Genomic DNA, 10910 nt, shown 5'->3' with positions numbered 1-10910 from the left:
GACCACGCTGTTTGCCGCGCTCAACGTGCTGGACGGGTCGGTCATCGGCCGGAACATGCAGCGCCACCGGCATCAGGAGTTCATCCGCTTTCTCAACCAGATCGAACGGGACGTCCCCAAGGGCAAGTCCGTCCACGTCATCCTCGACAATTACTGCACCCACAAACATTCCAAGGTGCGCGCCTGGCTGGCCCGGCATCCGCGCTGGACCTTCCACTTCATCCCGACATCATCGTCATGGCTGAACGCGGTGGAGGGGTTCTTTGCGAAACTGACCCGTCGGCGCCTGAAGCATGGCGTGTTCCATTCGGTCGTCGATCTGCAAGCCGCCATTAACCGTTTCATCGCCGAACACAACGCCACCGAAGCCAAGCCATTCGTTTGGCGGGCAGACCCCAACGACATCATCGCCGCAAGAAATCGAGGGTTCCAAATGTTGGATTCAATCCACTAGGCGTTTCGCGGTTTGATCTGACCCAGGATTTTCACCAAGAAAGAGGTCCCCCGGTGGCCAACCAACGTTTTCCCCGCGACCTGCCCTTCAGCGCCGCGGAATATGCCCGACGCCTGTCCAAGACCCGCGCTGCAATGGACCGTGCCGGATTGGACGTGTTGCTGGTAAGCGATCCGTCGAACATGGCGTGGCTGACCGCTTATGATGGCTGGTCGTTCTACGTACATCAGGGTGTCTTGGTCTTTCCCGATGCCGATCCGGTCTGGTGGGGGCGCAGGCAGGATGCCAACGGCGCGATGCGCACCGTCTGGATGGATGACGACCGTGTCTGGGGCTATGCCGACAACTTTGTCCAGTCGACCGAACGCCACCCGATGCAGGACCTGGCGCAGCGCCTGGCCGATATGGGTCACGGCGGCGGTCGGATCGGCGTCGAAATGGACAATTACTATTTCTCGGCCAAAGCCTTTGCCACGCTGACCGCCGCCCTGCCCAATGCACGTTTCACCGATGCGACAGCGCTGGTGAACTGGCAACGCGGCGTGAAGTCCGAGGAAGAGATCACCTTTATCCGCCGCGCCGGGCGCATTTCGGAGAAAGTGATCGACGGGCTGCTGGAACGCGTCGAACCCGGTATCCCCAAGAACGAGATCGTGGCCGAGGTGTTCCGCGACGCCATTCGCGGTGTCGACGGGCATTGGGGCGACTATGCCGCCATCGTGCCTTTGCTGCCGTCGGGTACGGATGCCGCCGCTCCGCACCTGACCTGGGACGGTCGCCCGTTCCAGAAGGGCGAGGCGACCTTCTTCGAGATCTCGGGCTGCTACCGTCGCTATCACGCGCCATTTTGCCGGACCATCTTCCTTGGAACCCCGCCGGAGTCGCTGAAACGTGCTGAAGCGGCACTGACCGAGGGTCTGGAAGCCGGGTTGCAAGCTGCGCGCGCCGGCAATCGCGCCTGCGATATCGCAAATGCGCTGGCGGCCCCCCTGGAACGTGCGGGCATCGAACGGGGCGCACGCTGTGGCTATCCCATTGGCCTGTCCTATCCGCCCGACTGGGGCGAACGCACGATCAGCCTTCGGTCCGAAGATCAGACCGTTCTGGAACCCGGCATGACCTTCCATTTCATGCCCGGCCTCTGGATGGACGACTGGGGGCTGGAAATCACCGAGTCGATCCTGATCACCGAAGATGGACCCGCGGAAACCTTCTGCGACCGGCCGCGCCAGATGTTCGTGAAGCCATGACACGCACGCTTGCCCGGTCAGAAGAGCTGTTGGCGCAACTGGTTGCCTATCCGACGGTGTCGCACCTATCCAATCTGGACCTGATCGGGTTTGCCGCCGACCTGCTGGACGGCTGCGGCGCGCGAGTTGAGGTTTTTCACGACGAAACTGGCCAAAAGGCCAACCTGTTTGCCACCATCGGTCCCGATCGCGACGGCGGCATCGTTCTGTCGGGGCATTCCGACGTGGTATCGGTCGACGATCAGGACTGGTCATCCGACCCGTTCAGCCTTCTGGAACGGGATGATCTTCTGTTTGGGCGTGGCAGTTGTGACATGAAAGGATTTATCGCCACGGTCCTGGCCATGGCGCCGCGCTTTGCCGAGGGGCCCTTGCGCCGACCGCTGCACATTGCGCTGACCCATGACGAAGAAGTCGGCTGTATGGGTGCCCAGGAACTGGTACCGGAATTGCAGAAACGCGGGCTGAAACCTGCGGTCGCGATCATCGGTGAACCGACCGGAATGCAGATCATCGAGGGGCACAAGGGCTGCTGCGAATACACCGTACGGTTCACCGGGTTGGAAGGTCATGGATCGAACCCCGGGCGTGGGGTAAACGCGGTTTCCTATGCCGTGCAATATGTCAGCCGCTTGATGGAGCTTGCCGGTGACTTGCAACACCGGGCGCCCTCGAACAGCCGTTTCGATCCCCCTTGGACCACGGTCAACATCGGCGCGTTGCATGGCGGGACGATGCACAATGTCATTCCCGGCAAGGCTGTTCTGGACTGGGAAATGCGCCCGGTACAGTGGTCGGATGCCGATTTCGTCAAGGATCACCTACAGGCGCATATCACCGATGTCCTTTTGCCCGCCATGCGCGCGGTCAGCCCCAAGGCCGATATCGTCACTGAGGTGATCGGAGAGGTCGTGGGCCTGGAACCGATGGCCGACAATGCGGCCCGCGACCTTGTCGCCGAACTGACCGGAAGCAACAGTTGCGACGTGGTTCCCTTCGGAACCGAAGCAGGGTTGTTCCAGCAGATGGGCATGTCTGTTGTTGTCTGTGGGCCGGGACATATCGCGCAGGCGCACAAACCCGATGAATACGTCGCCCGCAGCGAACTGGTGAAGTGTATCCAGATGCTTGAGGGGCTGGGCCGCAAGATCGCCGCCTGAGCCATCGCCGGAAAAGAAAAAGCCCGGGCCTGCGCCCGGGCTTTTCAAGTGTTCGCTCCAAGGCCGGTCAGTGCAGCTTGGCACCCACTTCGGAGATGGCGGCATCGATCAGCTTGTTGCCTTCGGCTGCCGTCATCTGCTTGGCGATCACGTCACGGGCAGCGGCAATCGCAACGGCAGCGGCGCGATCCCGCACTTCCTTCACAGCGGCGGTCTGTGCCGAGGCGATCTGATCTTCGGCAGCGGCGACACGGCGGGCAATGGATTTCTGCAGTTCGGCCTTGGCCTGCTCCGCAGCGATCTTTGCCTCTTCCTTGGCGTGGGCTACGATGCGCTGCGCCTGGTCTTCGACCTCGCGCTGCTTGCGCTCGTAGCTGGCCAGCAGGCTTTGGGCCTCTTCACGCAGCTTGCGGGCTTCGTCCAATTCGTCGCGGATGCCTTCGGCGCGCTTGTCCAGCATGCCCCCCAGCAGCCCGGGGATCTTGAAATAGACCAGGACGGCAAGGAACAGAAGGAACGCCAGCAGCACGATGAAGTTCGTGTTGCCAAGCGAGAAGAACGGCCCGCTTGCCGCCAGTGCCGGCGATGCGCTCAGCGCGAGGGCAAGGGTCAATGTCAGCTTGCGCATATCGATTACCCTTTCAACTGGCCGGTTACGGCCGCATCCACATCGGATGCATCGGCCTTGCCACCCAGAGCCGCGACGATTGCGCCGGTGGTGTCCTTGGCGACAGCTTCGATGCTTTCCATGGCGGACGCACGAATGTCAGAAATGGCTTTTTCGGATTCCGCGGCTTTCGCTGCGATTTCCTCATCAGCCTTCTTCATGGCCACATCCAGTTCGGCCTGAATTTCGGCGCGGGCTTCGGCGGCGATCTGCTGGGCCTGCGCACGTGCGTCGGCCAGCGCCTTGTTATAGGCATCTTCCGCTTCGACGGCCTGACGCTTCAGGTCTTCGGCTGCGGACAAATCATTCGTGATGGTTCCCTGACGTTCCGCCAGAACCGCGGCAATGCGCGGCAGCGCAACGCGGGACAGGACGAAGAAGATCACCACAAGCGTGATGACCAGCCAGAAGATCTGGTTCGGGAACCAGTCAAAGCACAGCTGCGGCATACCAATGGCAGAGCCATGGCTGTCGACGCAGGTGCCGACCATCTCTTCGGCAAGAGGTTCGGTTGCCATAATGTCCTCCGTCGGAACGTTGTCTCTACATCGGGCGGCTTGCAGCGACTGCAAGCCGCCCGCGCGTAAGGATCAGGTTCCGCGAATTAGACGGCGAACATCAGCAGCAGCGACACGAGGAACGCGAAGATCCCCAGCGCTTCTGCGAACGCGATACCGATGAACAGGGTGGCGGTCTGCGAAGCAGCTGCCGAAGGGTTGCGCAGAGCGCCGGCCAGGAAATTGCCGGCCACGTTGCCCACCCCGATTGCGGCTGCGCCGGAACCGATTGCTGCCAGGCCTGCGCCGATGTGTGCGAGATCGCCTTCCATGTGTGTATCTCCTTACGATTGGAAGTTGCGGTATTGGGTTGTATCGGGCGTAGCGCGGGGCCGTGCCCCGCCGCGACGGTCGTTAGTGATGCGGGTGCAGCGCGTCCTTCAGGTACACGCAGGTCAGGATCGTGAAAACGTAGGCCTGAATGAAGGCCACCAGCACTTCCAGGCCGTACATCGCGGTGATCGCGACGACCGACAGCGGGCTGATCGTTGCGATCGCGGCAAAGCCTGCGAACACCTTGATCACCGCGTGGCCTGCCATGACGTTGCCGGCAAGACGGATGGAGTGGCTGACGGGACGGACGAAGTACGAAATGAGCTCGATGATTGCCAGGATCGGGCGCAGCGCCAGCGGCGCGCTCGACACCCAGAAGAGGCCAAGGAACGATGCGCCGTTCTTGACAAAACCAAGGATGGTCACGGTCAGGAACACGGCCAGCGCCAAGACCACGGTCACCGCGAAGTGAGAGGTGGTGGTGAACGACATCGGGATCAGGCCAAGGAAGTTTGCGAACACGATAAACAGGAACAGGGTCATGATGTAGGGGAAGTACTTCAGACCGTCCTTGCCGGTGACGTCTTCCACCATCTTGTAGACAAAGCCATAGGCCAGTTCGGCGATCGACTGGCTGCGGGTCGGGATGATGGCGCGCTTGGACGTGCCCAGAACCATCAGACCTATGATTGCCAGAACGGCAATCGCCAGCCACAGCGTCACGTTGGTGATGGTGAACATGCCCACGTCGCCATGGCCGAACAGCGGCTTGACAATGAACTGATCCATCGGGTGGAAGACCAGGCTGCCGCCCTCGGCTGCATGCTCTGCACCGTGGGCCATTTCTGCTCCGTGCGCTGCTTCAGTCGCCATCTTTTTCCCTCGTGTCCTCTCCGGCCTGCTCGGCCAGTTTTGCCGCCTGGATTTCGTTGGCCGTGCGCATCATCACCTTGATGCCGGCCGCGAAACCCAGAAATGTAAACAGCACCATGAACCACGGGAGCGTTCCCATCAGGCTGTCCAGCCCGTAGCCGATGCCAAAGCCGATCCCAAGACCGGCCACAAGTTCCGTCACCATGCGCCAGGCAATATTGGCCTGGGAATAGTGTTCCTCTTGGTGCGGTTTGGCGCCCTTGTCGGCCTTCGCCGCCGCGATCCGCGCTTCCAGCTCTTTCAAACGCTGCTTCGGATCGTCTTCGGACACACCTGTCGCCCCATTTGGACAATTGCCGCTTTGCTACGGTGCAGCGTGGCCTGAGTCAAGAAGCGGATACCAGTCAGATAGACGGTTATATCCTATTGAAAAAACGAGAATTTTCGATTTCGAGCACCCCATGCCGCGAAGAGTCGCGGCAGGCAACCCCGGCGAAAGCCGCCAAAACGCATATTCAACGATCTGGTTGAGTTTCTTTCGGTCGCCAGCTGTTTGCGCAAACGCGCCGCTTGACCGGGCAAACTGCGCGGCTTACCCGGAAAGCTGTGACACATACCGCCAAACTCCTGCGCAAGACCGCTCTCGGCCGCATTACCGGTGCGCTGCTGCTGTGCTGCGCCCTGAGCAGCCCTGTCGCCGCCGCGGAAACCGACCTGACCCTGCCCGGCCCGGCGGGCCCGCTGGGCGCCACGCTGTCGCTGCCCGAAAGCGTACGAGCGGCGGTTCTGATCCTGCCCGGCTCTGGCCCGACGGATCGGAACGGAAATTCGGCGTTCGGGCTGAAAACCGACACCTACCGCAAGCTGGCAGAAGGATTGGCTGACCACGCCATAGCGACCCTGCGCGCCGACAAGCGCGGGGTCGGAACCAGCGGCGGCGATGGGAATGCGGTTACCCTGGACGCCTATGCCCGGGATGCCGATCTTCTGATCGACATGCTGCGTGATCGCGGGCCTCAAACCTGCGTCTGGCTGGCCGGCCATTCCGAGGGCGGGTTGATCGCCCTGAAGGTCGCTCAACGGCGCGATGACCTGTGCGGGATCATCCTGCTGGCTACACCGGGCCGCCCGGTCAGCGCAATCCTGCTCGAACAACTCAGCCGTGTGCCCGAACTGGAAAACGATCTGCCCATGGCGCAAAAAGCCATCTTACAACTGGTCATCGGCAACCCGGTTCCGGTGGCGGACCTGCCCCCCAGCTTGCAGGGACTTTTTGCACCACAGGTACAGCCCTTTCTGATCGACCTTTTCGCCCATAACCCGACGGAATTGGCGCAGGCGACCGATCTGCCCTTGTTGATCGTGCAGGGGGACGCCGACCTGCAAATCGGCATGCAGGACGCCGACGTACTGGCCCAGGCTCGCCCCGACTCCCAAAGACTGACCCTGCCGGGTATGACACATGTCCTGAAAACCACCCCCGGACCGACGCGACAGGACAACATGACCACCTATCGGGATCCGAACCTTCCACTGACCGACGGGTTGGTCGACGCGATCGCCGGTTTCATTCTGGACGACCGCCCGTGAGCCGGCATCTGGACGCCGTCTTTGCCGCGCTGGCAGACCCGACCCGGCGGCAAATCCTGTCGATGTTGCTGGAAGATGATATGGCAGTGACCGACGTGGCCGAACCATTCGAAATGTCCCTCGCCGCGATTTCCAAACACCTGGGCGTTCTGGCCGAGGCCGGGCTGATCAGCCAGGAAAAACGCGGGCGGGTGAAATGGTGCAAGCTGGAGCCGGACTCGCTGCGCTCTGCAAGCGTTTGGATGCAGGGGTTCGGACAGTTCGAGCCAATCCACCTGGATGCCTTCGAGAGGTTCCTTGAAAATGAGATCGGGTCAGACCCAGAGGCCTGACCCGACGGACAAAGCAGATTGCTGCGCGCCTTTTTGGCAATACTCGGTCAAACGATACCCAAAAACAGCCCCCACAGCGGCAGCGGTCCCCACAGATGCGTTGCATTGACGGCAGTTCGTGCCAATGAACTCATAGGTAATGGAGAAACGGCCAGCCCTGACGCAATTTATACGGGAAAGACAAAACATGTCTAAGGGGAAAATTAACCTTTCCTACCCGCAAAGGGCGTTTACTCCCGTCCGGTCGATCCAAACCCGCCGGCCCCCCGCGCGGTATCCGACAGGGTTGCGGCCTCTTCGATCGTGACGCGTCTGACATCGGCGATCACCGCCTGTGCGATACGCTCGCCATGCGCGATGGCAAACGGTGCCTGCCCAAGGTTCATCAGGCCAACCATGACTTCGCCCCGGTAATCCTCGTCCACAGTGCCGGGCGCGTTGGGCAGGATGATCCCGTGTTTCAGGGCAAGCCCCGACCGCGCACGAATTTGCATTTCCGTGCCTGCGGGCAGTTCCACCCGGAATCCGGTGGGCACCAGATGCACGCGGTTCAGTTCCAGCACCAGCGGCCCGTCCGGCAGAAAGGCCCGCAGGTCCAGACCCGCCGCCCCCGGCGTGGCATAGGCCGGCACAGCCAGGTCCGTATTGCCCGCGACGCGTTGAAACCGGACAACCGTCATGCCAGCGCCCGCGCGATCCGATCGGCCAGTTGCCGGGCGACCGCATCCTTGCCCATGCGCGGCCAGCTTTCTGCGCCGTCGTCGGTGATCAAAGTCACCGCGTTTTCACTGCCGCCCATGATACCGGTCGCGGGACTGACATCGTTCGCCACGATCCAGTCACAGCCCTTGCGGCCCCGTTTCGCCGTCGCCAGCGCGACCACATCCTCTGTTTCCGCGGCAAAGCCCACCACCAGGGGCGGACGGTTCTTGGTCAGCCTGGACACCGTGGCAAGGATGTCGGGATTTTCCGCGAATTCCAGTGTCGGCAGCCCTTCGCGGGTTTTCTTGATCTTCTGGCTCGACTGGGCCTTTACCCGCCAATCCGCGACGGCGGCGGCAAAGACACCCGCATCCACCGGCAGCGCGGCCATCACCGCATCGTGCATCTGCTGCGCACTTTCCACCGCAATCACCTGGACCCCGTCGGGCGGCGGTACGCTGGCCGGACCGGTGACGAACACCACTTCCGCCCCCAGATCGCGCAGCGCCTTGGCAATACCGGTGCCTTGCGCGCCGGACGACCGGTTGGCGATATAGCGCACCGGATCAATCGGCTCATGCGTCGGGCCAGAGGTGACAAGGATCCGCTTGCCCTTGAGCGGACCATCGGCAAACTGCGCGTCGACCGCCGCGACGATTTCCAGCGGCTCCGCCATCCGGCCCGCACCGAATTCGCCGCAGGCCATGCCACCTTCGTTCGGGCCGATGACGGTCACACCGTCAGCCTTCAACGTCGCAAGGTTGCGCTGTGTGGCGGGGTGGTCCCACATCCGCACGTTCATCGCCGGCGCGATCATCACCGGTGTGTCGGTGGCCAGCAGCAGGGTCGAGGCCAGATCGTTCGCCAGCCCCTGCGCCATCTTCGCCATCAAGTCGGCGGTTGCAGGGGCGACCAGCACAAGATCGGCAGACCGGCTCAACTGGATATGGCCCATCTCGGCCTCGTCCGTCAGGTCGAACAGGTCCTGAAAGACCTTGCGTTCGCACAGCGCCGACACCGACAGCGGGGTCACGAACTCTGCCCCCGCGCGGGTCAGTACGGGTGTCACGCTGGCCCCGCGTTCGCGCAAGCGACGGATCAGGTCGAGGCATTTGTAGGCGGCGATCCCGCCGCCGATGATCAGAAGGATGGATTTTCCCTGCAACATGGCCCTGCCCCGCTGTTCACGTCAGGGCAGTGTTACGCAGCGCCGCCGGAAAACTCAATTGCCGCGGGACTTCAGGAACGCCTCGCACGGGTCTTCGCGTTCGATACTGGGGGAATGTGCCACCGTATCGAACCGGCCCTCGGGGTCGCGGTCGTCTTCGCCTTGCCCCAGTGCCGCGATTGTCAGGTCCGGCGCCGCAGCGGCCAGGGCCACCGGAGCACCCCAGTCTTCGCGCGCGTGCCCGTTGCCGGTGATCACCACCACCGGACCACCCGTCGCCTGATAGGCAAGCTTGGCCTGCCGCGCCAGTTCGGCATCACGCAGACGCTGGACCGAGACCATCATCGGCAGCATTTCCGGCGGCAATGCGTTGCAATGCGCCGCCTGCTGCAGTTCTTCGCGCGCGGCCTGCTGATCCTCTGGCAAGGGTTGATCAAGTCCAAACGCAGCGGCATCGCCGTCAAATGCCGCCACGACATCCGACATCGCCGCGCGCGCCGCGTCGCGCGGAACGGCGGCACCGTAAACCCGCGCCTGCGGGGCGGCCGCGAAGATCGGATAATACATGCTGAAATCCGGCCAGCCGCTGTCGTTCCAGCCCAAGGCCGCTTCCAGTGCCGCCTCGTCCCCGATCAGGTCCGGCGTCACCTGCGTGGCCTGTTCCGCTGTCAGCATCTCGAACACCAGCGCCTTGGGCGATAAGTCCGCGGTCAGCTCTGCCTGCCGCGCGTGGTGGTGTGGGTTGTCGTGCTGCTCCCCAAGGAACACCACGTCAACCCCCTGCAGATCTGCGGCGAAAACGGGGGCGGCGGCAAGTGCGAGGCAGGCGATCAGATGTCTCATGCGAAGAATGCATGGACCTCGTGGCTTTGCGCTTCAAGCGATTTCCGCATCTTGGCGAAGGCCGCCGCTTCCAGCTGACGCACACGCTCCTTCGACAACCCCAACTCCTGGCCCAACGATTCCAGCGTGCGGCTTTCTTCCCGCAATTTGCGTTCTCGAACGATTAACCTTTCGCGTTCGTTCAGCCCGTTCATTGCCACCAGCAGCCATTCGCGCAATTGCGCCCAGTCCAGATCCTCTTGCACGATCTCGGCGGCGTGTTCGCCATCGTCTTCCAGCGTTTCGATCCACTCGCGGCCTTCCTCGTCGGTCGACTGTGTCGCGTTCAACGAAAAATCCGAACCTTGCAACCGGCCCGCCATCATTTCCACGTCGTGCAACGGCACACCAAGGTCGTCGGCGATCATCTGGTGCAGCACGTGGCTTTCCAGCACCCGGCCCTCTGCGGCGGCTTCGCGTTCCAGCCGCGCCTGAACACGCTTCATGTTGAAAAACAGCGATTTCTGGCTGCTGGTCGATCCGGTCCGAACCATAGACCAGTTGCGCATCACGTAATCCTGGATGCTGGCTTTGATCCACCAGATCGCATAGGTCGAAAACCGCACGCCGCGATCAGGGTCAAACTTGTCGGCGGCCTTCATCAGGCCCAGCCCGGCCTCCTGGATCAGGTCGTTCATCGGCGCGCCATAGCGGCGGAACTTCGACGCCATCGAAATCGCTAGCCGCATGTAGGCGGTGATCAGACGATGCAGCGCGGCTTCGTCCCGCTGATCACGCCAGGCATAAGCCAACCGCAATTCTGTCTCTGCATCTAGGATTTCGGCCTTCATCGCCTTGCGCGACAGGGTTTGGTCGTTAAATGCATCAAGTGCCATCGTCTTCCCCCTTGGATCCGTCGCCCCTGGTTTCCGGGGCTGTTTGGTATGGTTACGAGGCGAAACCCCAACCGGATCACTTTCAGTTTCGAAAAGACCGTTGCGCCCCGGAATCGACCCATCAGGCCCCGTGATGGGGAACGCCACAACTTTGCGCTTTGGCCGG

14 protein-coding genes are annotated in these 10910 nt (G+C 62.2%); 5 read left to right on the top strand and 9 right to left on the bottom strand.

Going from position 1 to position 10910, the window contains the following annotated elements:
- From VK792_RS05840 to argE, 3 genes are all read left to right on the top strand, one after another.
- A partial coding sequence (locus VK792_RS05840; RefSeq protein ID WP_326296420.1) for an IS630 family transposase occupies positions 1-454 on the top strand: 454 nt, incomplete at its 5' end.
- Between the two features lie 53 nt (positions 455-507).
- The gene (gene doeA, locus VK792_RS05835) at positions 508-1704 is read left to right on the top strand and encodes an ectoine hydrolase DoeA (RefSeq protein ID WP_326296419.1); all 1197 of its coding nucleotides are present in this window, start codon (positions 508-510) and stop codon (positions 1702-1704) included.
- Positions 1701-2864, top strand: coding sequence for an acetylornithine deacetylase (argE, locus tag VK792_RS05830; protein ID WP_326296418.1), 1164 nt, complete (start codon positions 1701-1703; stop codon positions 2862-2864). Before doeA ends, argE begins: the two co-directional genes overlap by 4 nt.
- A gap of 67 nt (positions 2865-2931) precedes the next feature.
- Here the strand turns inward: argE and VK792_RS05825 are convergent, their stop codons facing one another.
- The 5 genes from VK792_RS05825 to VK792_RS05805 all read right to left on the bottom strand — a co-directional run bounded on the left by VK792_RS05825 (position 2932) and on the right by VK792_RS05805 (position 5565).
- A complete protein-coding gene (locus VK792_RS05825; RefSeq protein WP_326296417.1) occupies positions 2932-3492 on the bottom strand; it encodes a F0F1 ATP synthase subunit B in 561 nt (186 codons plus the stop codon).
- A 5-nt stretch (positions 3493-3497) separates the two neighbouring features.
- Complete coding sequence (locus tag VK792_RS05820; protein ID WP_326296416.1) at positions 3498-4049, bottom strand: F0F1 ATP synthase subunit B'; 552 nt, start codon at positions 4047-4049, stop codon at positions 3498-3500.
- An 86-nt stretch (positions 4050-4135) separates the two neighbouring features.
- Positions 4136-4360, bottom strand: a complete 225-nt coding sequence (locus VK792_RS05815; protein WP_005981269.1) for a F0F1 ATP synthase subunit C — start codon at positions 4358-4360, stop codon at positions 4136-4138.
- A gap of 82 nt (positions 4361-4442) precedes the next feature.
- Positions 4443-5234, bottom strand: a complete 792-nt coding sequence (locus tag VK792_RS05810; RefSeq protein WP_326296415.1) for a F0F1 ATP synthase subunit A — start codon at positions 5232-5234, stop codon at positions 4443-4445.
- A complete protein-coding gene (locus VK792_RS05805; RefSeq protein ID WP_326296414.1) occupies positions 5224-5565 on the bottom strand; it encodes an AtpZ/AtpI family protein in 342 nt (113 codons plus the stop codon). The genes VK792_RS05810 and VK792_RS05805 overlap by 11 nt, the downstream gene beginning before the upstream one ends.
- A 275-nt stretch (positions 5566-5840) precedes the next feature.
- Between VK792_RS05805 and VK792_RS05800 the strand changes: the two genes are divergently transcribed.
- Positions 5841-6824: an alpha/beta hydrolase gene (locus tag VK792_RS05800; protein WP_326296413.1), complete on the top strand. Its 984-nt coding sequence runs from the start codon at positions 5841-5843 to the stop codon at positions 6822-6824.
- Positions 6821-7156, top strand: coding sequence for an ArsR/SmtB family transcription factor (locus tag VK792_RS05795; protein WP_326296412.1), 336 nt, complete (start codon positions 6821-6823; stop codon positions 7154-7156). Before VK792_RS05800 ends, VK792_RS05795 begins: the two co-directional genes overlap by 4 nt.
- 230 nt (positions 7157-7386) lie before the next feature.
- Here the strand turns inward: VK792_RS05795 and dut are convergent, their stop codons facing one another.
- Genes dut through VK792_RS05775 form a run of 4 tightly spaced genes read right to left on the bottom strand, consistent with a single transcriptional unit; the run spans position 7387 to position 10744 of the window.
- Complete coding sequence (gene dut, locus VK792_RS05790; protein WP_326296411.1) at positions 7387-7836, bottom strand: dUTP diphosphatase; 450 nt, start codon at positions 7834-7836, stop codon at positions 7387-7389.
- Positions 7833-9026 carry a bifunctional phosphopantothenoylcysteine decarboxylase/phosphopantothenate--cysteine ligase CoaBC gene (coaBC, locus tag VK792_RS05785; protein WP_326296410.1) on the bottom strand — a complete coding sequence of 398 codons (1194 nt, stop codon included), beginning with the start codon at positions 9024-9026 and terminating at the stop codon, positions 7833-7835. The genes dut and coaBC overlap by 4 nt, the downstream gene beginning before the upstream one ends.
- Before the next feature lie 54 nt (positions 9027-9080).
- Positions 9081-9869, bottom strand: a complete 789-nt coding sequence (locus tag VK792_RS05780) for a ChaN family lipoprotein (RefSeq protein WP_326296409.1) — start codon at positions 9867-9869, stop codon at positions 9081-9083.
- Positions 9866-10744: an RNA polymerase factor sigma-32 gene (locus VK792_RS05775; RefSeq protein ID WP_326296408.1), complete on the bottom strand. Its 879-nt coding sequence runs from the start codon at positions 10742-10744 to the stop codon at positions 9866-9868. Before VK792_RS05775 ends, VK792_RS05780 begins: the two co-directional genes overlap by 4 nt.
- Positions 10745-10910: the final 166 nt, after the last annotated feature.

This window comes from Mesobacterium hydrothermale (genome assembly GCF_035818635.1).
Lineage (GTDB): Bacteria > Pseudomonadota > Alphaproteobacteria > Rhodobacterales > Rhodobacteraceae > Mesobacterium_A > Mesobacterium_A hydrothermale.
The sequence above is the reverse complement of the archived record's forward strand: the minus strand, read 5'-3'. Positions and strand labels throughout refer to the sequence as shown.